Here is a 25,879-nt window from a genome sequence, read left to right as displayed (position 1 = left end):
CACAATCGCTGCCTCAATTCCTACGTCCTAAGCGACAATCGAAATTTGGTTGACATTCAGTGATGGATTACCGGCGAAGGTGGCGATCGCCACTGCTGCCCCGCTACCTGTACCATCCTGGTCAAACCTCAGCACACCATTGTTATAGAGGAAGTTGGCGCTGCTGCCAACAGGTGTATTTCCCTGAACTAGAACCCCTCTAGCGGCAGCAGTGCCGTCGCTCAATGCAACACCTGCTGCCAGTCCACCGCCAAAGCCAGAAGCCGAAATCTGCAGGATATCGCCCGTGCCAAAGTCGGTAATGGTGTCACCTCCCTCGTTTGCGCTTCGGTAGACAAAAGTGTCACCGCCGCCGCCTCCAGTCAGGCGATCGCGTCCCCTTCCGCCTTCAATCACATTTACGCCAGAGTTACCCGTCAAGCTATCTGCAAAGGCTGTACCGACAAGATTTTCGACGCTATTGAGGGTGTCTTGACCGTTGAATAGTACGCCCTGTTTGGCGATCGCGTCATACCACTTACCGCCCATCTTGTCGTAGCCAGCCGCACTAGGATGCAGTCCATCTGGGATGAGGTCTTCCAACGTGAGACTACCCCCCACGTTTACATAGGAGACCCGCTTTCCTTCAGCAGCCTTATCGCTAACCAGACCAGGCAAAAGTCGGTTAAAATCGCTGGCTCTTTGGACACGGTTTTCCCCGTGCACCTCTCCATTAATTGGAGCAATAGAGCTAACTAATAAATGAGCATTGGGTAAGCGCTCAGCAAACTCATCGATCAAAGCTTTAATATCGGCGGACATTTGCGCCACCGTATCGTTAGTGGCATCATTGGTTCCCATCATGATCATCACAATGTTAGGGTTGTAACCCTCTAGGAATCCAGGATCATTCACCAAGTCAATCATCTGGTTGATTGTCCAACCACCATGTCCCTCATGATCCTGATCGAATGAGCCACTGGGACCATTGCTTTGAGAACCTACGAAGTTAATACCAATGCCATCGGCCGCCAGCTGATTAAACAGCTCAATGCGGTACGTTCCAGGTCTTGGCTGTTGCCTATGTTGACCTGCGGTGATGGAGTCTCCTACAGGCATAACTTTGGGCAAGGCTAACCCACCATAGGCAAGCTTTGACACTTTGCCTGTGCTGAGATTGGCAACAATTCCTTTAGAAAATTGAGCGTAGTCAGCAGTGTCGTTACCTTCTCCACCGTTCAACGTGTCGCTGCCTGAACTGCCAAACAAAACGTCATTCTCCGCAGTGCCATTGGAGGTGGTGCTGCCCGGAGGAGTTGAGGCAGAAAGGTTAACTTGAAAAGTTCCGGCGGTTCTGGCGACGACTGCATTACTGCGATTGTCTTTTACCTGGTTAGCCTGAACGGTGATCGTATAGCTGCCGTTGTCAGTTGGGTTCCAGGTGCCACCGGGCGCATCAATGCGATAGGTTACGGTACGCGGAGTGCCATTGGTGCCAGGTTCCACTCGAATGAAGGTAGCAAGCTGGTCAAATCCATCGGGCCCAGTCACGCGAACATCATTGGAATCAAGACTAGACAAGTCAATTGCAGCATTGTCTGCATACGTGACTTGAATGTAGGCTGAGCCGCTATCCAGAACAATTGATGGCGCTTCAAACGATTGAACGGTAGGGGCCGGATCGGCTGGAGTCGGAGGATTTGCAACCCTGGCTCGAAAGTAGCCTAGGTTGCCTCTTTTCACCAGGTTGCCGCTGGTGTCCTTGACCCTGCTTCTGTACATGGACAGTCGGTAAATGCCGTTGTCTGTTGGGTTCCAGGTGCCACCCGCAGCTCTGAGGCGATAGGTGACGACCGCAGCTCTATCATTACTGCCAAACCTTGTGCTAACCAGCGTAGCAAGCTGCCTATAACCGTTTGGACCAGTCACTAAAATATCTCTTCCCACCACGCTAGAGCGGTTAATTCGTATGTTGTCGCGGTAAGTAACGGTAAAGGTATGCGTTCGACTACCAAACTGACTCACGTTGGCAGTCCGAAGCGTCGCTGTGGGAGACAGCAAATCTCTTGTAGCTCTCCTGATCAAACGAGGTTGGTCAGAACCCGATCGAGCTTGATTGTGGAATGCCATAATCTTTCAGATCTATTTGTAGTGTTTAGCTTTAGCAGTTTGCACAACTTGATTTACAACCACCGTCTAGAGCCAAAAATGGCTTTGCTGGCGCTCAAGCGTAAATTATTGGACTACCCCCTTGTAAGCCGGACTGATTGAGATGCTTAAGTCCAATGCCTTTTAACAAAGCAATTTCAGGGTTCGTACAGGCAAAACAAATCACGGCTCAAATTCTTTTCACTCAGCCAAATGCCAAAAAATTTAGGGGTTGGAAAGGCTGATAAGTAGAGTCTCTTAATTGAACCAAGTACAGAAAAACTGGGGAGTGATCTAGGGGTTACTCCCCGGTTTTCTATCTAGTTTCTAATTATGTCCATCTGCTTACGTATCGGCTAACGAAGACAGTGGAGTATACAAGAGTTAGAAGTGTGCATGAATGCACTTAATCCTCATGTTCTATCTGTCACACCCTAGCTAATTCTGCAACGTGGCGCTATGGGTAAAGCATGACTTTACTTAGTCTTTAAGTAGATTTTGGGTTAAGCCTCAAAGTTATGAAACTTCAGTGAAGCAGTAGAATTGCTGATTTTACTTGATTAGAGTGAAATCAACGCAAAAAGCTTGAGAGTTTCCATTCATCCACCCAAATTTGCTACGGTTTCTACTAACAACTCCCCCCATGCAAATCCGAAAAGTACGTATACCTTTCATGTAGTTTTCACACAAGAAATTGGTTTGTTCACCACGACTTTACAGCTTGGACCTAAACTTCCTGCTAACCTCACTTTAGATTCTTGTTGCATCAGTCGTCGCCATAGCAAATGCTTTAGATAGTTCAACTGCTTAGCGATCGCACCATGTTTAGTGTTTCCCCTGTCTCTGCTGTTCACTGTCCGCTTCTGATTTTCTGGGTTTTCCCGATTCCAGTTTTGCTGTTTCAAAATTTCCCTGACTCGGCTGAGTTTATTCATCTAAGAAATTGACCCCTATCAAGCTGCGAGGTAATCGTATGAAAGCAGTGATATTGGCCGGAGGACTTGGCACTCGTTTGAGCGAAGAAACCTCAATTAAACCGAAGCCGATGGTTGAAATTGGTGGTCAGCCAGTTCTTTGGCACATCATGAAAAGCTATTCTGCTTATGGCATTAACGATTTTATTATTTGCTGTGGCTACAAAGGTTATGTAATTAAGGAGTATTTTGCTAATTACTTCTTACGTATGTCAGATGTAACGTTTGATATGCGGTTTAACCAGATGAACGTTCACAACGGCAACGCTGAACCCTGGAGAGTCACGCTTGTAGATACGGGCGAATCCACCATGACGGGTGGACGGTTGAGGCGCGTTCGTGAACACATCGGGAATGAGGCATTTTGCTTTACCTATGGCGACGGTGTCAGCAATATCAACATTGGAGAACTGATTGAGTTCCACAAATCTGAAAAGACCCTGGCAACGTTGACCGCAACTCAGCCACCTGGACGATTTGGAGCAATTTCTCTAGGACAAGAGCAAACCAAAATCACTAGTTTTCATGAAAAGCCCGGTGGTGATGGAGCCTGGATTAACGGAGGCTACTTCGTTTTAGAACCCGACGTAATTGACTACATTGCCGATGATTCAACCGTCTGGGAACAAGAACCGCTGCAAAAACTAGCTCATGATGAGCAGCTATCTGCCTTCAAACACAGTGGTTTTTGGCAACCGATGGACACGCTCAAAGACAAAAATTACCTGGAAGGGCTGTGGAAGAGCGGCAGTGCGCCCTGGAAAGTTTGGTAATGCAATCAATAAGGTGATAGGGGCACATACCCATGTATGATTTTGCGATTGTCGGTGGTGGAATTGTTGGACTATCTACAGGAATGGAACTGGGTCAGCGTTATCCTGATGCCCGCATTCTTGTTTTGGAGAAGGAAAACCGTTGGGCGTTTCACCAAACGGGCAACAATAGCGGTGTGATTCACTCTGGCATTTATTACAAACCGGGAAGCTTTAAGGCGAAGTTTTGCCGGGATGGTTGCCAGTCAATGGTGGCATTCTGTCAGGAACACGGCATCGATTACGAAGTTTGCGGCAAGGTGATCGTGGCAACGGAAGAGCGAGAGCTACCGATGCTGGAAACTCTCTATAACCGGGGTTTGGAGAACGGCATTCAGGTCGCCAAAATCACCGCTGAAGAGGTGAAAGAAATTGAACCTCATGTGAGTTGTCTGGCTGGAGTTCGAGTGTTTTCCACTGGGATCGCCAACTACAAACAGGTGTGCCAAAAGTATGCTGATTTAATTCAGCAACAAGGTGGCGATCTGCGTCTCAACACAAAAGTGTTGAAGATTGTAGATACACCAAAAGGTCAGGTAATTGAGACAAATCAAGGCCCTTTTGAGGCACGGTTTGTGATTAACTGTGCGGGATTGCATAGCGATCGCATTGCCAGACTCAACCAGGTCGATCCGCAAGCCAAAATCGTTCCCTTTCGAGGCGAATACTACGAACTCACTCCTGAGAAGCGGTATCTCGTCAAAACACTGATTTACCCTGTTCCGAATCCTGCATTTCCCTTCCTAGGCGTTCATTTCACCAAGATGATTGACGGTAGTGTCCATGCTGGACCTAACGCCGTGCTGAGCCTCAAACGTGAAGGCTACAAAAAGACTGATTTTGACCTGCGTGACTTTACCGAAGTCATGACTTATCCTGGCTTCTGGAAGCTAGCTGCAAAGCACGCTGATGAAGGCATTCAGGAAATCATTCGTTCCTTTAGCAAAGCTGCTTTCGTTCGCAGCTTACAACGACTAATTCCAGAGGTGCAATCTGAAGACTTGGTTCCCACCCATGCCGGAGTTCGGGCCCAAGCGTTGATGAATGATGGCAAGCTGGTTGATGACTTTCTCATTGTCAAAGGCGAGCATTCCATTCATGTTTGCAATGCCCCGTCTCCTGCTGCAACATCATCCCTTGAGATTGGCAAAGCAGTTGCCGCACAAATCCCCACTCCCCAACATTTACAACCTACCCTGAGTGTCTAGGAAAAATTATGCAAGTACTGGTTACTGGAACAGAAGGCTATCTCGGTTCACTCCTTGCTCCCTTGTTAATGGAGCGAGGACATGATGTGACGGGGGTAGATACTGGCTATTACAAAGTTGGCTGGCTCTACAACGGCACTGATTTAACTGCCAAAACTCTCAACAAGGACATCCGTCATATTGAGCTAGAAGACTTAGCAGAAATTGATGCGATCGTTCACATGGCAGAACTGTCGAACGACCCCACCGGGCAGCTTTCCCCCACCATCACCTACGACATCAACCATAAAGGCTCAGTTCGTCTAGCAGAACTGGCAAAGCAAGCGGGAGTGCGGCGATTTGTCTATATGTCCTCATGCAGCGTTTATGGCGTTGCGACTGAGGGCGATGTGACGGAAGAAACTCCAGTTAATCCCCAAACTGCTTACGCTGAGTGCAAAACCTTTGTTGAGCGCGATGTTACCAAGATGGCGGATGACAACTTCTCCCCTACCTTCATGCGAAATGCGACCGCCTTTGGTGCGTCGCCTCGGATGCGGTTTGACATTGTGTTGAACAACCTGGCAGGGTTGGCGTGGACGACTAAAGAGATCAGAATGATCAGTGATGGAACGCCCTGGCGTCCTCTGGTTCATGCTTTGGATATTGCAAAGTCAATTATTTGCGCCCTAGAAGCACCCCGCGATATTGTCCACAATCAAATCTTTAACGTGGGCGATACCGCAAATAACTATCAGGTAAAAGAGATTGCGGAAATTATTGCTGATATTTTCACGGGTTGTCAACTCAGCTTTGGCGACAATGGAGCAGATAACCGCAGCTACCGGGTTTCCTTTGAGAAGATCAACACTCAACTACCTGGCTTTAAGTGTGAATGGGATGCTCGACGCGGTGCCCAGCAGTTGTTTGACCTGTTTAGTCAGATTGACATGGACAAAGACGTGTTTCAATCGAGAGGGTTTACTCGTCTGAAGCAACTGGAATACCTAATTCGCACTCAGCAAATTGACAAAGATTTCTTCTGGAGCAAGTAATGTTATTTACCGAAACGAAGCTCAAAGGCGCTTTTATTCTAGATTTGGAGCTGCGCGAAGACCCTCGCGGTTTCTTTGCTCGGACCTTCTGCATGAAAGAGTTTGAAGCGCATGGCTTAAAGCCGACAGTGGCGCAGTGCAATCTGTCTTACAACCATAAGGCAGGCACGTTGCGAGGAATGCACTATCAAGTTGCTCCTGCGACTGAAACCAAGCTGATCCGCTGTACTCGTGGCGCAATTTACGATGTGATCATTGATATGCGTCCTGAGTCACCCACATACAAACAGCATATTGGTGTGGAGCTAAGTGAAGATAACCGACGGGCGCTCTATGTCCCCGATATGTTCGCTCACGGCTATCAAGCACTCACGGATAGTGCAGAAGTCGTATATCAAGTTGGTGAGTTTTACACGCCAGGCTATGAGCGTGGTTTGCGCTACAATGACCCTGCTTTTGGGATTGAGTGGCCGATGCCCGTGAGCGTTATTTCAGACAAAGATGCTGCTTGGGCACTATTTGATGAAGCTGTTTCCGTAGGAGTTTAGCCATGATTATTGTTGATAATGCTCTGAAAGCTCGTGCAGAAGCAGGGAATCCAATCAGAGTCGGGATGATCGGGGCAGGCTTTATGGGTCGCGGTATCGCTAACCAGATTGCTAACTCGGTCCCCGGAATGGAACTGGTTGCCATCTTTAACCGCAGTATTGATGGCGCAAAGCGGGCTTACACCGAGGCAGGTATTGAGGATGTTCGAGTCATCAAGACGGTCGCCGAGCTAGAGGAAGCGATCGCCCAAAACAAGTACTCCATCACTGACGATGCTAAACTGCTGTGTCAGGCTGAAGGCATTGACGCGATTGTTGAAGTAACTGGCACGATTGAGTTTGGCGCGGAAGTGGTGCTGGAGGCGATCGCCCACCACAAGCACGTCATCCTGATGAACGCCGAACTCGACGGCACCATTGGCGCTATTCTCAAAGTCTACGCCGATCGCGCTGGTGTAATTTTGTCTGCCTGTGATGGTGATCAGCCCGGTGTGCAGATGAACCTGTACCGCTTTGTTAAGAGCATTGGCGTAACCCCGCTGCTCTGCGGCAACATCAAAGGCTTGCAAGATCCTTACCGTAACCCTACTACTCAAGAGGGGTTCGCCAAGAAGTGGGGACAGAAAGCGCACATGGTGACTAGCTTTGCCGATGGCTCTAAGATCTCCTTTGAACAGGCGATCGTTGCTAACGCCACGGGTATGAAGGTTGCTAAGCGCGGCATGTTGGGCTACGACTTCCAAGGTCATGTCGATGAAATGACTGGCATGTATGATGTAGACCAGCTCAAAGAGCTAGGCGGCATTGTGGATTACGTTGTTGGTGCCAAGCCTGGTCCGGGTGTCTTCGTCTTCGGCACTCACGATGACCCCAAACAACAACACTACCTCAACCTCTACAAACTGGGCGAAGGTCCGCTCTACAGCTTCTATACTCCCTATCACCTCTGTCACTTTGAGGTACCCCTGTCGGTCGCTCGTGTGGTTCTCTTTGGGGATGCAGTGATGGCTCCGTTGGGTGCGCCCCAAGTTGAAGTAGTCACCACTGCCAAGATTGACTTAAAAGCAGAGGAAACCCTGGACGGCATTGGTTTTTACATGACTTACGGGCAGTGTGAAAATGCTGATGTGACTCAGGCACAAAACCTGTTGCCGATGGGCTTAGCTGAGGGCTGCCGCCTCAAGCGAGATGTGCCTAAAGACCGGGTACTCACTTACGATGATGTGGAGTTACCGGAAGGTCGGCTCTGTGACAAACTGCGGGCTGAGCAAAACGCCTACTTTGGCGTAGCAAAACCAATGGCAGCAGTCGGTTAAGGGCGATCGCCCATTCTTCCAACCTGATTCGACTCAGAGGGTGCAGGAAACTGCACCCTCTATCTTTGTTGACTAGATGAATCGCTCATTTTTGCGGCGGTTTTTAGTTTTTTAAAGTGGTGCAATAAAGTGACCTTTACAGAAGTGATTGCTCCCTACCGCTGCTGTAACCGCTGCAACCCGAAAATCTCTGACGGATACTTTTTTACTCTCCAAAATCCTCTCCGTGGGGGTTTCCCTGCCTAGACTGCTGTTCCTGATAAAAACGAGCATAATCTTTAGGTCTTGATTTTTGCTTGCGTAATCCAACCGGGCTGAATAGTCTAAGTAAACATTTGATGAAGGTTTGCATATGCTTTTGAACCTCAATTGAAGATGTAGCAAATGTAAAGACATGTAACAAAGTAAACCTGCTTGTTGCCTCAGCGGTTGAGTTTAGTATCTTTTAATACAATTTCCTCTGAAGCACTCTTACTCCATTCAACAGACTTACGGAGATGCCCTTAACCCTCAAAATGACGGCGACCCTAGACTAGCGGATAGTTTCAACGGTCAAATCAAGCCGCACCCAGTTTTCTATTTGGCTTGCTCCTGCGTCAGTCCTGAGAAACCTGCCAATTGTTCAAGATCTCAATTGAACTGATGTGTTGGGAACAAATTAAGCTGTCGAGCTATCTATCAGTAATTATGGTAGTTCGTATCGTTTCTATCTTGGTCGCTTACGTATATTGTCGTAAGCTTTAAAGAAGACGCATATTTGTATACTGAGGATAAAGCCAGTAGACTTCTCGGGAAACGGCGAAACGAAATAGGGTTAAATTCACACTGACAGAAGTTTTCAGTTCTTGAAGTTAGAGCAATATCTTAAGCTTGCCGCGTTACTACTACAAAGAGCCTTTAGCTCACTAGCGTGAGGAGCGAGTTCAGAGCCTGAATTAGACTGAACTACTAAACAGAACTAATTAGGCAAATCGCTGATTTTTGTTGCAGTTTTCAGTTTCTCTAAAGTAGTTGGAATAAAGCTAATTCTGTGGCGGAGATCGCTCACCACCGCCCTATTCAACCGCTGCAAAGCCAAAATTTTTAGTTGGTAATATTGCCTCTGAGATTTCTCATTCAGCGCTTCATCGGGAAACAATTCACAGCGGTAGACTTTACAAATGTTTTGGACACGGGCATAGTAATTCACAGCGTAGCCTTCATTTCCAAAGACTTTGGTTTGATAAAACGCTAACCACTCCGGTGCCCAGTGTTGCTTCAAAAACTTCTCGACGCTCTCGACAAGAATGCGATACCAGTGCTGTTCACAGGCGATCTTCATATCCTGCACGTTATTGAGGATTGCAACCAGCACCTCACCCCGTCGTGTTGTCATGTTTTGCTGTGAATCAAATTCTTGAATCAACGTCTGACTTATGGGCAGGTTGGCAGGGCAACCTACAGCTAGAGTTTGCCCTGCGTGAGGGTACTACTCAACTCAGTCGTGCCTTTGCTCAAGCCCCGCTCAAAGTGCAGCGACCGTTCTACCCAGAAGGTTCTGAGGTTTGCCATAGCGTAATTTTGCATACGGCTGGCGGCATTGTGGGGAGCGATCGCCTCTCTCTCAATGTTTCCCTGCATCCCCAAGCCCATGCACTAATCACAACTGCATCCGCTGCCAAGGTGTATCGGAGTAAGGGTGTGGAAGCAAAACAATCGACTCACCTCAAAGTTTCTGCTGGAGCCTGTCTGGAATGGTTGCCACAGGAGACGATTGTGTTTGATGGCGCAAACTATCGTCAGAATTTGCGAGTTGACTTAGCCGAAGATTCGCTATGGCTGGGTTGGGAAATTACTCGACTGGGACGCAGTGCCAGAGGTGAAAAGTTTGCTAGTGGCGAATGGCGAGCGCACACCGAAGTTTGGCAAAATGACCAACTCCTGTGGGTAGACCCTCAATGGCTACAGGGAGGCTCCGAAATGCTGACTAGCCTGCACGGATTAAACAATTATCCGGTGGTTGCTAGCTTTGCTTTGGTAGGGCGATCGCTCCCCAATGAAGTGATAGAAAAAGCTCGACAGCTTTGGGCGGAACGGAAAGTAGGGAAGGGCGATCGCCCAGGTGAGGCTGGCGTGACTCGTTTGATGTCAGGGATGCTCTGCCGTTATCGCGGTTGCTCAAGCCTGGAAGCTCGACGCTGGTTTACGGAAGTGTGGCATCTGATGCGGCTCGCTTGCTTGAATCGCCCCAGTTGCAACTCAAGGGTTTGGCCATCATGAACTTTGGTCATTGAGGAAACCTTCTTGAACTAAAAACTCTTGGGCAACCTCAGCAGGTTCACGCCCATTTCCATCTACCTCATTGTTTAACCGACGCATGGTTTCATCCGTAAGTTTGGGAGCCAGAGCATTGAGGGCATCCTGAATTTCTGGATTTGCGTCTAGCGCTGCCTGCCGCACCACAGGAGCAACCTGATAGGGCGGGAATAAGCCTTTATCATCTTCCAGGACAACCAGATTGTAAGCGCTGATTTGTCCATCGGTTCCAAATGCCTCGACTACATCGGCCTCGCCTCTGACGAGTGCTTCATATCTCAGCCCTGCGTCCACTGGAATCAATTGCTTAAAGTCAAATTCTCCATACACCCGTTTCAGCCCAGGTAGACCGTCTTCCCGCTCTTGAAACTCAGGCGTTGTCACAATCGTAAGCTGCTCAGCTTGACCTACCAGATCAGAAATCGTGCGGATGCCATACTGCTCGGCTTTCTCCTGAGTCATGGCAAGAGCCTGAGTGTTGTTCATGGGAGCTGGGTCTAGCCAGACTAAATCAAACTGTTCCTTGTATTCCGATGAAACGGTGTCAAAGACCTGCTGGCGATCGCTAATCACAGGCAACTTCAAAACAGTCAGCAGCGCAGTACCCGTATATTCAGGGTAAAGGTCAATCTCGTCGTTAATGATCGCGGACTGGGCTACGGGCGTACCACCCAAATTGAATTTTCGTTCTACTTGAAGACCGCTGTCTTCTAGCACCAACGCATACATTTCACCCAGAATGAATTCCTCTGTAAAATCTTTAGACCCCACTCGCACAGGAGCAGCGCTATTGTCCCCAGTTCCACCAGAATTACAAGCTACTGCGATCGCCGTCGTCAGGACAACGATGAGGAGAAATGTCAACAAACGACGGACTATTTTCATAGAATGGCCCTCATGCACCAATTACTCATAAATTACTACAAGACTAAAGCATGTTTTAGAGCAGGTTGAAAGGGTTGGGCTGTTACATATACTTCGCGAACTGAAAATCAACTTCTAAAATAGACCGTAGAGCAATCTCAGGAATGGGTGATCAATTAGGAACGAGTCATGATAAAAGTAATAGGTTCTCAGATTTATCAATATGTCAAGTTGGTTGTAGTGTGTTGGATGGCGATCGCTACCGTCATTGTGCTAACAACTGCAAGTGCAGAGGCCGCTTCAACGCCTGAAGTGATGTCTGAAGCTATGCCCGAAATTGTGGTCTATCGCGATCCATCCTGTAGCTGCTGTGGAGGATGGATGGAACATTTGGAGGCTCAAGGTTTTCAGGCTACCAATATGCCTACGCCCGAAGTTGATGCTCTCAAACAGCAATACGGAATTCCAGATGACTTAACCTCTTGCCACACTGCAATCATTGGTGGATATGTGGTCGAAGGACACGTCCCGGCTGAAGACATTAAACGACTGCTAGCGGAACGTCCTAATGTTGTAGGGATTGCTGTTCCAGGAATGCCAGTCGGAACACCAGGTATGGAATCTGGAGATGAGCGAGAATCTTTCAGCGTGTTTTCGTTTGACGAGCAAGGAAACACAGAAGTTTTTAATCATTACTCATTTTAAGCATCGGACTTTTTGACAAAAAAGGTGAGGGTAAAACCCTCACCTTTTTTGTCTCAATTTAAATCGCTGACTTCATACGTTGCTTAGAAACTGTCTTACACAGCACTCTGCACGTTTACCTTAAAGGCAAAGTCATTGAAGTCCTGATCGCCTCCGCCCAACTTATCCTCAAAGACAAGGGTATTGTCGTTGAGCAGTTTGACGTGATCCTTCTTGTCAGGGTTAGCTACTCCAAAGGCAAAGAAAGCATTGAGCGGTCCACTGTTTTCTAAGTTGCTGGGGTTCTGGCTGAGGAACTCATCTGCCGTGCCGTTGGAGATAATGTATGGTGCCAAGAGCGCACCTGTCTCCAAGGAAGTTGCAAGTTCTCCTGTAGCTCGGTCGAGTTCTACATCCGTTAACCGTTGTTTGAGTGCTGCCTCTGCGTAACCTGATTCTCCTGGGCGGATCAACTGGTCAGTGTCTGAATCAAGCACTGCCCCTGATTCATCTGCCACAACGTATAGCCCAACTGAGTTGCTGTAGGCTGCGTTGCTAGTAACCTCATCAAATGTTGCTGCAACTTCAGAGTTCAATTCACCGTCGCCATTGAAATCAATGTTACGCAAATCAATTAGTTTGGTTTGCGTAAATAGACTGGGCTCAGGCTCAACAGGGGATGGAGTTTCAGGCGATGGGGTTTCAGGCAATGGCTGGCTGGGCGACGGAGTCGTCGGCGGAGTCGTCGGCGACGGAGTCGTCGGCAGCGGAGTTTCTGGCAATGGGTCTTCGGTGACTGTAATTTTGACCGTTCCAGAAACACTTTCGCCATTCCGACTTAACCGATAGGTAAAACTATCTTCGCCTATGGCATCGGCTTCAGGGGTGTACCGGATGAAGTCATCTGTTAGGTTGTTGAGCGTACCGTTGTTGTCAAGTGTGACATTCCCCTTAGTGGGGCGATCGCCAATGGAAAGGGTAAAGTCACCTGCTACCTGGTCGTTGGCAAGCACATCAATTTTGACTTCGGTGTTCGCCTTCGTTGTAATGGTATCTGCTTCAGCAACAAGAGGGTCAGGCGTGCTCGTATCGGGAGGGGTAGGAGAACCACTGTCCGGTGGTGTAGTGTCTGGTGGTGTAGGAGAACCACTGTCTGGTGGTGTAGGAGTTTCACCGCCATTATTAGGAGGCGTAGGAGTGCCACTGTCTGGTGGTGTGGGAGGCTCACTAGGAAGGGAAGGCTCCTCTCTGGGCGGAATTGTCGTTTGAGTTTTTACCTCATAGGCTCCAACGTCTGGTCTGCTGTCCCGTGTAACTCCTCTCTGATCAGTTGTAGTTGCACCGTTGGTCGTGCCTGAATTGATAGCTGGGCTATCCTGCAAAAGCTGACGCACATAGTCATTGCCGACCTTTAACAAGTCACCCAGATTCACATCATCTACATAACGACTGTTTTGCGTGACTTTGGGTCCTCTGCCATCCACAATGGTTTCAACAATGTTGCCACCGCCATCGCGCAGGGTGAAATTGGAGTGCCCTTGTTTAGTCGATTGTGCAACGTTCCCTGCCAAGAGGGTGTTAGTCAAGGTGACATCATCACTGTTGCTACCGCCCGTCCAGATTGCGCCTGCATCCCTTCCAGCAAAGTTGTCAGCAATCGTAGAGTTAACGATTTTGATAGGTTTACCGTCCCTGGTATTCAGGAACATGGCACCGCCCGCATCTTCCAGGGCTTTGTTACCAGAAATGGTGGAGTTGGTAATGGTGACACCAGAGGTATTGTTGTTCACCCACAATCCACCACCTTGGACTGGAGAGGTGTTATTTGCGATAGTCGTGTCGACGATCGTGAGTTTACTGCCAGCGAACTCAATGCCACCGCCGCGTCCGAGGTTATTTGAACCACCTCTAGTGACGGAGTTGCCCAAAATGCTGCTGTCTTTGACAATTACTTCGTCTCCGGTGTAAGTCCACAGGTACAGCGCTCCTCCCCCTGCTGTGGCTTTGTTGCCCTCAAATTGGCTGGACTCAATCAGGATCTTGCCACCCACAGTATCTCGTTCGTCGCCATTGGCACCATCGGTGAAGAGGGCTCCTCCTTCGCGAGTACTGGTGTTGTTCTTGAAAACTGAGTTCTTGATGGTAACAGGTCCGAGCAGATTGTAAACAGCTCCACCGTTCACCCCTCTGTTGTTGGTGAAGGTGCTGTTTTCAATCACGAGTTTGCCTGTGCCTGCCGCTCCGCCTGCACCGTAGGTGGCGATCGCCCCAGCACTAAAGCCATCGTTTGAGAGGGTGCCGTCGTTACTATCAAAAGTGCTGCCTCGCACTGTCAATCCGCCGCCGTAACCGACGCGAATTGCACCACCACGACTCGCCTTGTTGTTGGTAAATTTACTGTTTTCTACAGTCAATGTGCTGTAGTCACGCACCTGAATTGCGCCACCTTCACCCGCACTTCCTACACCTATGGTTTTTCCACTGGTGAAATTCAAATTCTTGATATTGACATTTAGAAATTTCTCGACAACGAGGATACGGGTGGAGTTATTACCACTAACGGTTAAGTTAGGCGCTTCTGAACCATCAATGGAGATTCCCTTGTTAACTGTAAGCTGTCCGCCGGTTAGCGTAATTTTTTGGTTAGCAAGGTTGGATGAAAACTTGACAGTGTCTCCCGACTGGGCATTGGCAATTGCTTCTCTCAGTGAACCAGTTCCGCTGTCTGCGGTGGTTGTAACCGTGATAATAGCCATGAATTATCCTTTGAGTGAACGTCAGTCGGCAGAGCACCCAAGCTATCTTCTTAGACATTTCGCACAACAATAAAGTTCCCTTAAAGGCAGCAATTCTCACACTTCAGGTAGAAGAAAATTAGATAAAGGCGAACTAAACGCCTTTCCGTTGTTCAAGCCTCGGATTCATTGATCTCCGGATTTCATTAATTTGAGCGATGCGAGCTACTTTACAATCATCACTTACAAAAACGCAATTTCCTGTATCTTTACCAGAAATTCTAATCAGTCGTTAAAGAAAAACCGTTGTCCTTTGAGTGACTTTTGAAAAGTACAGAACTCATGCAGACATAATGCAAAACTGATATCGATTTAACCAGGTTTCGCGACACATCAACTTCTGTAAGGGCTCATTGCGATGAGTCCTTACCCGCATCTGCAACCTCTAAGAATCAAGTTGGTATGACACAAACTCCACGTTATCTCAGGCATAAGCCGTGGATGACGTGAACGAATGCGTAAGTCCTTCAAGGGTGAATATTTATCGTTTTGCAGTCGTTTCTTTAGGCTGAGCGGGCTACTTCCGCTGCGTCATCATCGTCGGTTTTTGTGAAGTTCACTACGAATGACTTATCAACCTGCGTCCCTTTAGCGTCGGTGCGGCGCAAGGTAATTGCATGATCAACATCGGATTCAATTTGAACTAGGGCAGAGTCGTAAATTCTCAACTCATTTCCTTTCAATAGAAAATATCCTTCAGCGTTATCAAGCAGCGCGTAAGTGTAGGAATTGTTAGTTTCAGGGTCTTTATCAGGCAAAGTGGCAATTAGAGTGCTGGGGGCTTCGGCTTGATTTGAACTTTGCTTTTGGGATTGAATAAACCCGGGCGGTGGGGGAGGGGGGGCGATCGCCTTATTTCGTCTACGCTCTGACGGCTGACCGCCTAGTGGATGCGGCAAGTCACTAAATAGCCCTCTAACTGGCTCAACGACCCCTCCATCTGCCCAAACCGGGGTTAGTTCCTGGTTGGATAGCCTGGGACTCTCATAAGCCAGCTTTTCCAACAAGGAAAAAATGGGAGGGTTGCTCATCCTGCTAGGAGGGTTTGAGTCTGTTTGAAGGTTTTCAGTCTCTTGTGAAGGGCTGTCTCCCTCCCTTGAAAAGTAAAGAGGGGAGTCATGCTGGCTCACCAAATTCTGCTTTTCTTGCTTAGAAGAATTAGAAATCGCGGCACCAAATCCATCGGAATCATCTGAACTCTGCCCATAGTCTAAAGCAGAGGCAAACTCACCCATTGTGGTTTGTGGTCCAAACGTGGGAAGCTGAATGTCTTGCGGTTCAGTATCGTCAGTGCCCCATGTAAGACCCAATTTACTGATGATGTTGTCTTTGAAGATAAATACCATTCCTCCAATGTAAAAAATTGCCCAAGCACCTATCCAGAAGTAGAAGGGGATACCGCTGGGTGAGGTATCAAAGACAAATTCGGTAGATTGTTGGGATTCGCGATCGGCAGATGACTGCTCTAAGTCAGCGTCTTCTACTTGATCCGTATCTTCTGTGGGTGGAATCTGACCTTCTCCGGCGGTAGAGGCATTGGCTGCCGTTTCTCCTGCTGTGCTTGCAGTCTCCATACGCTCTGATTCTGCCGTTTGAGCTGCTCGATCGGGTGATGGAGATTCTGTTGTTGCAGGGGCTGAGCCTGATGCGTCGCCTGAACCCAGTCTCGCCGTTAGTCGGTTAGGCTGCGTTGAAGGAGTGGTAGAGGCTGCTGAAACCTGCAACCTACCCCAAGTGATCGGGCCGGCTATGCCATCGACCGTTAACCCTTCTGCTTGTTGAAATTCGGTGACAGCAGCCAAGGTTAGTTGACCGTAGATGCCATCTATGGCACCCGTGTAGTGTCCGAGCTGCTGCAATCTTTCCTGGAGCCGACTTACGGCTTCACCCCGACTACTCAACCTCAATGAACCAGGCAACTCAACGGAAGTCGAGTTAGCTGAAGAGGACTGGTTAGACTGAGGAGAATTCGTTGCGGTCGATGGTTTTGTAAAGGTCTCAGGCAGGATGAAGGGTTCAGGAGGCGCGATCGCTCCCTCAGTCAGAACAGTTTGAGCGGTAGTTTGAACTGCGGCTACAGGCTGAGAAGCAGTAGTTATAAAAGCCGGAATCACCTCTGGGGCACTAACAGAATGAGTGCAATCGATCGCACTCTCTAACCGCCCGGATCGCTGCGGCTGGACAGAAGCCTCAACCGTAGAGCAGTCCAACATAGCCGGATGGGCAAAACTGTCAGGGCTGTCAGCGCAAGTAACACAAGTCAGCAGCAGCAAAATTGATGGGTCAGACATAGGAGGGGGTGCCGTTCGGCTATTGCACGGTTGGCTGAAACGATGTGGCTTCAACAGCGTTAAGTGAACGGTAGTCCCCTGAAGCGAGTTAGCAGTTTGCTAGCTCTGTCCTGTCAACTATAGCAAGTTAGTGGCGATCGCATTTCTTTTTAGGATACCTTGCCCAACAGCAGTCAGTATAGCCCAACACATCCCTTTTGTCGTATAACAGAATTTCCTTACTCCTCATCCCTCGTCTCCCAAATCGGCAATTTTGGTCGCCAACGGTACTCGTTCAGGTTAACTTTACCTTCAGAGCTAAACAGGATACCTTCTTGCTCCAAGAGCGATCGCTGCAAATAGTCTGTTCCGTAGCGTAGAGGTGACTCTGACACCTCACCTTTTGCATTAATCACTCGATGCCAGGGAACATCTGATAGCTGCATATCTACTCGATAGAGTGCATAGCCAACTAACCGTGCCTGTCCAGGTAGATCTGCCAAATTTGCTATTTGCCCATACGTAGCTACCCGCCCTTTGGGAATGAGACGGACTACTTGATAAATCACGTCATAGCTCGTTTTTGTCTTAGCCATTCAAACACTGGTTCCCAAACAAGGGTAGAAATGCTCTGCATTCAAGAATATGTCTGAAAAGGAGCAAATGCCTCTGTCAGGGTATAACGTCCAGCAAATATCCTCTGGAACCCAATCAGAATTATTGCTCGAATGCCGCACCTTTAACTATTTCTGGATTACAGATTGGACTCTTCAAAGCTCCTCCAAATCTAGGCAGATATTAACCAATATCAAACGATCAGTAGCCCAAATATATTGAGCTCGACTTTAACGGCTAGCTATAAGATTAACAACCGCTGCATTTAGCAGCATTACAAGCTTTCAGAATGTTTGGAGTGATCTCGTTTGGGGTGAGATTTAGTGCTGCTTTTGACGAAAAGTGTATGTTCTTGGGAAAAAACTCAAAAATACCGATATAAAAGACTAAAAAGCGATCGCTTTAAGAGTACTTGTGCCATACAATTGCAAATAAGAGGATTTCAACCTTCACACATGCGCTTCTGTAGAAAACAGGTGTCGAATGGGTTGAGACCATCCATTCTTTACCTAGCGTTGATGTTCAACATTTGAATAAAAGGAATTCCCTACTGTGCAAGACTCTCAACCTTCCAGCAAAGCATCTGACCCGATTCTTTCCAAATTGATTGAGGCCGATTCTGAACTCACGCAGCAAGAAGCTGAACTACTCGCCCGGCTAGAAACAATTCAGGAAAAAAGGAAGGGACTGAAAACAGTCATCGGCATGTTTTCGCTGGGGGGGGCATCGACTTCTGATTTGTTGCAACAGCTAGGTGAGACTCTGCCTAACAGCAAAACTAATGGTACTGCTTCCAAAATCTCAGGTGAAGCGCCAACCAATGGAACAGCGGCGATCGCAGAAAGCAAAACAGAGATTCCACCTGCTGAAAACACCTCTCAAACACCTAAAAAATTTAGGGGTAAAACACCTCGAAAAACTACCTCTGCTGCCAAAGAGTCTGCTCCCAAAAGAAAGGGTGAAAGAGCTAGCAAGGTGACGAAACCAGCCCGTAGGTCATTAGGCTGGCAGCAGTATATTCGAGATGAGTTTGGGAAGAGTTCCCTCGCCGAAGCAATTCCTCAAGTGCTAGGACGTAAGCCGGGCGGGGTACTTGAAACTGGTGAAATCATTGATGCTATCTTTGTCGTTGATATTCCTAAGGAAGCCCGGAGTACAGTTCGTGAGCGGGTTTCAAACATCCTTTCTGCTGGCTTAAAGGTCAACAAATGGTATCGCGGCAAGACAGGTTGCTATAGCCTCTCAAAATCAGCTGCCGAAGCTAGTCTTACCTCATAGTTGAGAGTATTCAGATTTTTGTGTAAGTGCGGGCAGAATGCCCGCACTTACACAAAAATCAAATCAGTCCCCATAGTTCAGCTAAGCGGATGGACAAAATAAAAATTGGGGTAGCGCTCTGAAGGGCGCTACCCCAATTTTTATCAGAGATATTCAATGAATGTTGAATACCCAACCTGCTAGGCTGTCTAGTGACAACTTAAACTTGCAAGGGGTTTGGTGATGTTAGTCGCACAAGAAATTTGCTGGATCTAGAACTCAAGCCACTTCCAAAGCATCCATTTCTGGAGTTTGAGGTGAAGCAGTAGTATTACCGATGACAAACAACGGCTCTAACTGAGAAACGCTATAGTTAAGTAAGGTAAAAAGATACTTCAGTTGAGCCTAAACAAATGGTGTTATTTGGATTTGGTAAAAAGCTAACTTTGCCAACGCCCGATGAGGCGTTGCCCGGAAGAGCAGAAGCTATTTCCGTACCCTCACAGCACTATGTTAACGGCAATCCTTTAAAGCCTCCCTTTCCACCCGGAATGGAAATGGCGATATTTGGTATGGGATGTTTTTGGGGAGCAGAGCGCAAGTTTTGGCAGCAAAAAGGGGTGTTTACCACTGCCGTGGGTTACGCCGCTGGCATTACACGCAACCCCACTTATCACGAAGTTTGCACCGGCAAAACAGGGCATAACGAGGTCGTATTTGTCGTGTTTGACCCCAATGTAGTCAGCTTTGAAACCCTGTTAAAGATCTTTTGGGAGAGCCACAACCCCACCCAGGGAATGCGTCAGGGCAACGACACTGGAACTCAATATCGCTCTGGCATCTATGTCTATTCAGAGGCGCAAAAGCAGCTCGCGGAAGCCTCTCGTGATACCTACCAGCAAGCATTGAACGCAGCAAATTATGGCGAGATTACGACTGAGATTCTAGATGCACCTGAGTTTTATTATGCGGAAGACTACCATCAGCAGTATCTTGCTAAGAATCCTAATGGGTATTGTGGGTTAGGTGGAACTTCGGTTGCCTGCCCGATTGGGGTAGTCAGTGCTGGCTAAGCTTTAAACTCTAGTATTTCAGAAGAGTTGTAATGATTCTGGAGCATAAAACTGCTCCAGATTTTTTTATGACTTTGTGGAAGAAACCTGCCACACGATGGGGAATTGATGCGCTATCAGCAGTGGTGGAAGGCGATCGCAGCAACCGTTCAATCTGATAGTGGCCGTTCAGATCATTTGCCGATTGTCGCCAGATTCCAGTTGCGTTAAATCAATTTGTACTGACTTAGGGATTTAAGATCTGCGGCTTCTGAAGAAGCCGCAGATCTGAGCGTTCATCTCGTTAAGTCTCCCCACTGATCCCTGTCGCAAACCTCAAATTTACGCTAGCTTCGGTTACAGGGATGTCATTGTATCGAAGTCACCTGAGAGGTAAGCCGCATGGACACCAACCCACAGCAAACGGTTCAACCCATTCCCCCAGATCACGAGACGAACAGCGAAACGCCAGAAATTGGGGGCGGCTTATCGGTAATTCAATATTGGGCGGAACATACGCTTTCACCAGAAGGGGCAAAACTATGGCAAACCCTGTTGCACAAAAGCGCCTGTCTGTCGTGTTCTTGGGGCACGGGCGGGCAGAAAGGTGGTTTCACCAATGAGACGGGCGAAAAGCTCCAGCGCTGCATGAAAAGTGTAGAAGCCATTTCGGCTGAAATTCAGCCTGGAATTTCCAGTCACTTTTTTGATCAGTACTCAATTGAGCAGCTTCAGCAGTTGACTTCTCTGGAAGCAGATCGATTGGGGCGGCTCAGCTTTCCGGTGATTTTAAGGGCGGGCAAATCGCACTATGAGCGGATCACCTGGGAGGGGGTTTATCAGATTGCAGAGGCAGGGTTTCGCCAACCGCCAGAACGAGTCGCTTCCTATAGTTCTGGGCGGTCTTCTAATGAGGCGGCTTATCTACTGCAATTGTTGATGCGATCGCTCGGCTCCAACAATTTGGCGGACTGTTCTGACCTGTGCCACGCGCCTTCCACCTTTGGGTTAAAGCAGATGTTTGGCACCAGCACTTCAATGGTCAGCCTGGAGAATTTGAAGCAGGCAGATTGTGTGATGCTAGTGGGTTCCAACTGCTCATACAATCACCCCCGGTTGATGAACGAGTTGATTAAACTGCGCGATCGCGGTGGCAAAATAATCGTGATCAATCCCGTCATGGAGATTGGTTTAGTTAAATTTGGCTCTCCTGCTTTTCCGCTGAAATCATTAATTACAGGTTCCGAGATCTCTTCTCTGTATCTACAACCGATTCCCGGTAGTGATGTAGCGCTATTTGTCGGCATTCAGAAAGCGTTGATTGAAAAAGGGTTGATTCATCAGGACTTCCTTCAAGCGCACACCGAAGGCTGGCAAGCAGTTGTTGAACAGGCACAAACCACGTCCTGGGAAGCTATCACTCAAACCTGTGGGGTATCTCAAGCTGAAATTGAAGCCACTGCTACCCTGATTGGTACCTCCAAGCAAGTCGTGTTTGCCTGGGCAATGGGTATCACTCAACACCAAAATGGCGTAGACAACGTTTACAGCGTTTCTAATACTGCTTTGCTGACGGGCAATGTGGGCAAAGTTGGAGCAGGTTTAATGCCTGTTAGAGGGCACTCCAACGTTCAAGGCTTTGGCTCAATGGGAGTGACGATAAGGCTCAAGAAGGAAATTCAGCAGGCGTTAGAGAAGTTGTTGGGGCGATCGCTTAGCCGGGTTCAAGGATATGACACTCGCGCCTTAATTGAAGCAGCAGATGCAGGGAATGTAGACACACTGATTTGTCTGGGCGGCAACCTCTACGCTGCAAACCCTGATTTGACCCAAGCGAAACGGGCGCTGAGTCAGGTTGACACGATCATTTATCTTGCCACAAAGCCAAACCTAGGACATTTTCACGGATTGGCAAAGCAAAACACGATCATTCTGCCGGTGCTAAACCGCTTTGAGAATCCTCACAAAACAACAGTTGAGTCAGGCAACAACTTTGTACGGCTCAACGATGAAGGTAAAACTCACCTCAAAGATGCCGACCTGATTGCCGAAGTAGAATTTTTGACGGAACTGGCACATCGACTTCAGGGTGACTTTCCGGTAGATTGGCGCAAACTCCAGGACACAAAATATGTGCGGCAACTGATTGCCCAAACCATTCCAGGGTTTGAAAAGATGGCAACTATTGATGAGACACAGGAGGAATTTACCATTAGCGGACGGATTTTCACAGAACCGAAGTTCTCCACGCCATCTGGAAAAGCTTCGATGTTTGTGACTCCTTTGCCTGAGTTGGCTCTGCCAAAGTCTACAGATTTTGGAGTGTCAGAGTCTACTCCTGCGATCGTTGTGGCGTTGATGACAGGACGCAGCTACTCTCAACACAACACGGTGGTTTACAAGATTGCCGACAAATATCGAGGAATGCCTCACCGTAACTGCATTCTAATGAATCGGCATGATGCAGAAAGTATCGATTTAGAGGAACATCAGCATGTCACCGTGCAAGCAGATGCCGGAAAACTAACCGATGTGGAAGTAATCTACGGCGCAGTGCGACAGGGTGCAGCGCTGATGTTTTACCCAGAAGTGAACGTGATTTTCAAGGCACAAATTGAAGAGCGATCGGGCACTCCAGCCTTTAAACGAGTGCCCGCTGTCGTCTATGCACAGGCTACTACGGGCGACTCTCAACCAGCATGACGGGAATTGAACTGGTTTCTACAACAGCTTGGGAAACGGAGCCTACGAGGACTTTTTCCCAGGGTTGATGTCCTCGTTTGCCCATGATGATTTCTGTCGCCTTGTAGTCCTGAGCAACTTGAATGATCTGCTCTGGAACAGAACCCGTTGTCGTCACAAACCGATAGCGAATATCTGCAAGCAACTGCTGGGTTTGTGCCTGCAATTGCTTTACATTTTGCGGTTGTGAAACGTTAATGACGTGCAAAACAAGCACCTCTGCATCACTGTGCCGAGCCAATTCTGCGGCTTTGGATAGAACTTTGCTTGTCAGGGAAGAGGTATCGATCGCCACTAACAGTCGAGGGCGCTGAACAAGGCTCACCTTAGCCGGATCAACTTCTCCCCGCTCCAACAGCTTTGGCGCAAAGGTAGGAATTGCCCAGGCTCCGAGTGGGGCGGTTATCAGGATGGAGAGAGCAGCGATCGCCAAAATCACTTCTCCCCCATCAATTCCCTGTGCCAGCGGAATTGCACCAATCGCCGCTTGCACAGTTGCCTTGGCGGAGTTTCCAGGAAGTAGAAACAGACGTTCCTGCCAGTTCCAGTTGCTTCCCAGCGTTGAAAGATACCAGCCAATGCTACGCCCAATGAGAGTACCGATCGCCAAAATCATCAAACTGGGCAGCAAAACATTTCCTAAAACCTGTAGCTGAATGCTGGCTCCCATGAGGACAAATAAGAAGATCTCGGCGATCGTCCACAATCCATCAAATCCACCTCGGAGCCGTCTAGCTAATGGGGCATCCAGTTCAATCAAAAAGAACCCCAGTGACATCGTCGCGAGATAGCCCGAAAAATAAGGAAATGCCGTAGCTATGATCACTAAGAATAGGGCAAGCCCAGCCGCAAGCAAAACGTCTTGAACTGCCGTCTGAGTCCAGTTTTGCTGAGTTAGCAGGGAAACTAACAGTCGTGCCGCAAGGGATCCCGCCAGGACTCCTAAAGCGATTTGCAGAATGACTTGAAAGGGTAACAGTTGCAGTGCAGTCAGGGTAAATCCGCCTGGTAGCGTGATGGTTTCAGTTGCTCCCTGTCCCAAAAAATTGAGCAGCAGGCTAAAAATCAGCAGCAGCAGCACATCAGATAGAGCGCTTCCGGTCAAAATTGCATCAGGAATGCCTTTAGTGACACCCCAGCCTGCGCTCTTGAGTCGCAACATTCCTGGCACAATTACAGCGGGAGATTCTGCCCCAATTACGCAGCCCAACAGTAAACCGGTAGGAAAGTCAAAGTTAAATAAGAAGATAGCCGTGAAGGCGATCGCCACTGCCTCAAATGTTGCCGGTAGAAAACCCAACCGCAGGGCAACGGTGCTTTGTTGCACCAGTTTTTCTCGATCTAAGCCCAATCCTGCTTTCATTAAAATCACCATGACGGCGATCGTTCTCAGGCTGTCCGCTGATGCCAAAACATCTAGGCTGAGCACATCGCCAACTTGAGGTCCTAGCACAACACCCACCAAAATCATGCCAACCAGGGGCGGGCCGCCTAACCGTCGGACGATTTGGCCCACAAAAAACCCCATCAACAAAATCCAAAGAATGCTGCTTAACATCTCGCTCCTTTCAGCTGCTGGGTGAAGAGTAAGCCGCTAACGGAGGAGAAATTTCGAGTCAAGCTTTTTGACACTTTCCTACCCTTCCGTCGCAACCCGGAAAAGTAGGAGTCATCAGCCCCCTGTGAAAGAGGCGGTTAAGGCGAACTCCATCGCCTAAGGTTAAAAACCTGGCTATAACAATACCATCATGAGGCAATTCTTGCTTCGTTTCCAAGTTCTACTTAAGGATGCTTGTAGTGAGGCTCGGACTTGGAGTTGCAGGAGGCAGATCTCTGGATTAGCACAACCAGGTAGAGCCTAGTAATGAGAAGATTAGTAACCCCGTGGAATTTGTTATGGACTCAGGACTTTCTGTAGCAAAAGCTACAGAAAAGATTTAAAGTTATAGGAGTGGAGGTTGCGTTTATTTATTCAGACACGCATTGAACGGAAATGGCTAATGTATTTCGGGTTGAGGATTCGGAGATATTAGCTAGGCATCGAGCAAACATTAATGCTTCCCTAGCTCACCGTTTGGCAGTAGCCAGAGCTACTCAAAATCAGCAATTAGTGGCTTCGCTGGAGCGAGAGCAGCGACAGTTTGGAATGGAGCGAGGTCGTGTAAACGGAGCTCCGTCTCTAGTTCAGTGGTTGAGCCAGAAGTGGAATGAGTTAATGGAGGCGATCGCCAAAAGCTCCCAGCTTTCAGTCGAGCGAATTAGTGCAGACGGAGCCATCTTTTGGTATGCCTACGATCCAGAGACGGGCAAAGCGCTCTATGCCGAGTCGGAGTCAGAAGTGCTGGACTGGATTGAGCAGAACAATTTGGGACGCTAAAGAATAACGCTCTCAACAAAGCATGTAGCGCCACAAGGGAATGGGCGATCGCGTCTCAGATCGCCCATCTTATATTTCTAGTCTGGAGTTTTACTGGTTTAAACAAACTCCGCGACACATCAATTTCTGTAAGGGCGCACTGCGGTGTGCCCTTACCCACATCTGCAATGTCTTCAAATCAAATTGATATCAGGTATGCCAGCAGTTCCGATAAGCTGATACACTTGCTCAACCACCTGCTGCTAGGGCAATCGCTAGAGTCCTATCTTAAGCTTCTTCGGTCATCCACTGAACTAGCTGAAGTACAACTCCGTTTGGATCTGTAACCTGAAAGAACCGTTCGCCCCAAGGTTCAGTTTCGATTGGCGTTGTAATCGTTACACCTTCAGCTTTTAGCCGAGCATATTCACGATCAATATCGTTCACTACAAAAGCAACGAGCAACCCATCTGCATGATGTCCACGCATATGAGTTGGCTTAAAACTCTCTAATCCAGTTCGGAGGAAGATCAGGTTAAACCCAACGTCTGGACGGGAAAGCGACACAAACCCGTCAGCAGACATATCTTCGTTAAAACCGAAGTGCTGTTTAACAAAGGCAGCAGACGCTTTAACATCATCAACATTGAGTGAAATCGCTGAAGCCGTAATCTGCATACATTCTCCTCAAAGCGCTAGTCTGATGAATCAGGACTATCATTGTGGCGCATCAGCGATGGAAAAGGATTGTAAAAAACTGACCTCAAGTCGGCAACAGGATGTGGCAAGGATGAAAGCTTCGCTGCGTTAAATACTCATACGGAATCCGGTTATGGAGTAGCACTATAAGATAGGAGGATGGGACGCACAATTACACTGGCAAAACACCTCAGTCGTGAGGAATTAAAAACTCGCTATCAAAACAGCAGT

The 25,879-nt window shown here is 48.2% G+C and carries 20 protein-coding genes and 1 riboswitch; of the genes, 12 read left to right on the top strand and 8 right to left on the bottom strand.

The genetic code is table 11. From position 1 onward, the window contains the following. Positions 1-27 precede the first annotated feature (27 nt). The gene (locus tag H6F88_RS09850; RefSeq protein WP_190642582.1) at positions 28-2,109 is read right to left on the bottom strand and encodes a GDSL-type esterase/lipase family protein; all 2,082 of its coding nucleotides are present in this window, start codon (positions 2,107-2,109) and stop codon (positions 28-30) included. A gap of 991 nt (positions 2,110-3,100) precedes the next feature. Between H6F88_RS09850 and rfbF the strand changes: the two genes are divergently transcribed. From rfbF to H6F88_RS09825, 5 genes are read left to right on the top strand one after another with little or no spacing between them, the layout of a single operon-like run. Then, entirely contained in the window at positions 3,101-3,874 is a 774-nt protein-coding gene (gene rfbF / locus H6F88_RS09845) for a glucose-1-phosphate cytidylyltransferase (protein ID WP_190642581.1), read from the top strand. Positions 3,875-3,906: 32 nt separating this feature from the next. Beyond that, a complete protein-coding gene (gene lhgO, locus H6F88_RS09840; protein WP_190642580.1) occupies positions 3,907-5,121 on the top strand; it encodes an L-2-hydroxyglutarate oxidase in 1,215 nt (404 codons plus the stop codon). 8 nt (positions 5,122-5,129) lie between these two features. Further along, positions 5,130-6,155, top strand: coding sequence for an SDR family oxidoreductase (locus tag H6F88_RS09835; RefSeq protein WP_190642579.1), 1,026 nt, complete (start codon positions 5,130-5,132; stop codon positions 6,153-6,155). Then, positions 6,155-6,703, top strand: coding sequence for a dTDP-4-dehydrorhamnose 3,5-epimerase (gene rfbC, locus H6F88_RS09830; protein ID WP_190642578.1), 549 nt, complete (start codon positions 6,155-6,157; stop codon positions 6,701-6,703). Before H6F88_RS09835 ends, rfbC begins: the two co-directional genes overlap by 1 nt. A gap of 2 nt (positions 6,704-6,705) precedes the next feature. Next, positions 6,706-8,019 carry a Gfo/Idh/MocA family oxidoreductase gene (locus tag H6F88_RS09825; RefSeq protein WP_190642577.1) on the top strand — a complete coding sequence of 438 codons (1,314 nt, stop codon included), beginning with the start codon at positions 6,706-6,708 and terminating at the stop codon, positions 8,017-8,019. A gap of 958 nt (positions 8,020-8,977) precedes the next feature. On the opposite strand, the gene H6F88_RS09820 is transcribed toward H6F88_RS09825, so the two are convergent. Further along, positions 8,978-9,394, bottom strand: coding sequence for a hypothetical protein (locus H6F88_RS09820; RefSeq protein WP_190642576.1), 417 nt, complete (start codon positions 9,392-9,394; stop codon positions 8,978-8,980). Positions 9,395-9,402: 8 nt separating this feature from the next. On the opposite strand from H6F88_RS09820, the gene H6F88_RS09815 reads away from it, so the two are divergent. Beyond that, positions 9,403-10,278 carry an urease accessory protein UreD gene (locus H6F88_RS09815; RefSeq protein ID WP_190642575.1) on the top strand — a complete coding sequence of 292 codons (876 nt, stop codon included), beginning with the start codon at positions 9,403-9,405 and terminating at the stop codon, positions 10,276-10,278. Here the strand turns inward: H6F88_RS09815 and H6F88_RS09810 are convergent. Next, complete coding sequence (locus tag H6F88_RS09810; protein WP_190642574.1) at positions 10,273-11,199, bottom strand: glycine betaine ABC transporter substrate-binding protein; 927 nt, start codon at positions 11,197-11,199, stop codon at positions 10,273-10,275. The two genes, H6F88_RS09815 and H6F88_RS09810, sit on opposite strands and share 6 nt — an antisense overlap. A 168-nt stretch (positions 11,200-11,367) precedes the next feature. Between H6F88_RS09810 and H6F88_RS09805 the strand changes: the two genes are divergently transcribed. Continuing rightward, the gene (locus tag H6F88_RS09805) at positions 11,368-11,883 is read left to right on the top strand and encodes a DUF411 domain-containing protein (protein WP_190642573.1); all 516 of its coding nucleotides are present in this window, start codon (positions 11,368-11,370) and stop codon (positions 11,881-11,883) included. A 95-nt stretch (positions 11,884-11,978) separates the two neighbouring features. Here H6F88_RS09805 and H6F88_RS09800 read toward each other — a convergent pair whose 3' ends face one another. The 3 genes from H6F88_RS09800 to H6F88_RS09790 all read right to left on the bottom strand — a co-directional run bounded on the left by H6F88_RS09800 (position 11,979) and on the right by H6F88_RS09790 (position 17,523). After that, positions 11,979-14,618, bottom strand: a complete 2,640-nt coding sequence (locus tag H6F88_RS09800; RefSeq protein ID WP_190642572.1) for a DUF4114 domain-containing protein — start codon at positions 14,616-14,618, stop codon at positions 11,979-11,981. A gap of 542 nt (positions 14,619-15,160) precedes the next feature. Further along, positions 15,161-16,948: a peptidoglycan-binding domain-containing protein gene (locus H6F88_RS09795; RefSeq protein ID WP_190642571.1), complete on the bottom strand. Its 1,788-nt coding sequence runs from the start codon at positions 16,946-16,948 to the stop codon at positions 15,161-15,163. Between the two features lie 218 nt (positions 16,949-17,166). Further along, entirely contained in the window at positions 17,167-17,523 is a 357-nt protein-coding gene (locus H6F88_RS09790) for an MGMT family protein (RefSeq protein ID WP_190642570.1), read from the bottom strand. Positions 17,524-18,094: 571 nt separating this feature from the next. Between H6F88_RS09790 and H6F88_RS09785 the strand changes: the two genes are divergently transcribed. The 4 genes from H6F88_RS09785 (at position 18,095) to H6F88_RS09775 (ending at position 22,554) form a co-directional block, all read left to right on the top strand. Then, positions 18,095-18,820: a hypothetical protein gene (locus tag H6F88_RS09785; protein ID WP_190642569.1), complete on the top strand. Its 726-nt coding sequence runs from the start codon at positions 18,095-18,097 to the stop codon at positions 18,818-18,820. Between the two features lie 392 nt (positions 18,821-19,212). Continuing rightward, positions 19,213-19,872, top strand: coding sequence for a peptide-methionine (S)-S-oxide reductase MsrA (msrA, locus tag H6F88_RS09780; RefSeq protein ID WP_190642568.1), 660 nt, complete (start codon positions 19,213-19,215; stop codon positions 19,870-19,872). Positions 19,873-19,904: 32 nt separating this feature from the next. Continuing rightward, positions 19,905-20,030 carry a hypothetical protein gene (locus H6F88_RS33935; RefSeq protein ID WP_277882156.1) on the top strand — a complete coding sequence of 42 codons (126 nt, stop codon included), beginning with the start codon at positions 19,905-19,907 and terminating at the stop codon, positions 20,028-20,030. 223 nt (positions 20,031-20,253) lie between these two features. Beyond that, a complete protein-coding gene (locus H6F88_RS09775) occupies positions 20,254-22,554 on the top strand; it encodes an FdhF/YdeP family oxidoreductase (protein ID WP_190642567.1) in 2,301 nt (766 codons plus the stop codon). Here the strand turns inward: H6F88_RS09775 and H6F88_RS09770 are convergent. After that, positions 22,529-24,151: a cation:proton antiporter gene (locus H6F88_RS09770; protein ID WP_190642566.1), complete on the bottom strand. Its 1,623-nt coding sequence runs from the start codon at positions 24,149-24,151 to the stop codon at positions 22,529-22,531. The genes H6F88_RS09775 and H6F88_RS09770 overlap by 26 nt on opposite strands. A gap of 98 nt (positions 24,152-24,249) precedes the next feature. Next, positions 24,250-24,317: riboswitch (Fluoride riboswitch) on the bottom strand. Positions 24,318-24,586: 269 nt separating this feature from the next. On the opposite strand from H6F88_RS09770, the gene H6F88_RS09765 reads away from it, so the two are divergent. Further along, complete coding sequence (locus H6F88_RS09765; RefSeq protein WP_190642565.1) at positions 24,587-24,970, top strand: hypothetical protein; 384 nt, start codon at positions 24,587-24,589, stop codon at positions 24,968-24,970. Between the two features lie 267 nt (positions 24,971-25,237). Here the strand turns inward: H6F88_RS09765 and H6F88_RS09760 are convergent, their stop codons facing one another. Further along, the gene (locus H6F88_RS09760) at positions 25,238-25,627 is read right to left on the bottom strand and encodes a VOC family protein (protein WP_190642564.1); all 390 of its coding nucleotides are present in this window, start codon (positions 25,625-25,627) and stop codon (positions 25,238-25,240) included. Between the last annotated feature and the right edge of the window lie 252 nt (positions 25,628-25,879).

Source organism: Oculatella sp. FACHB-28 (assembly GCF_014696015.1).
Lineage (GTDB): Bacteria > Cyanobacteriota > Cyanobacteriia > Elainellales > Elainellaceae > JAAUTN01.
Note: the sequence above shows the minus strand (reverse complement) of the source record. Positions and strands in the feature narration are given on the sequence as shown.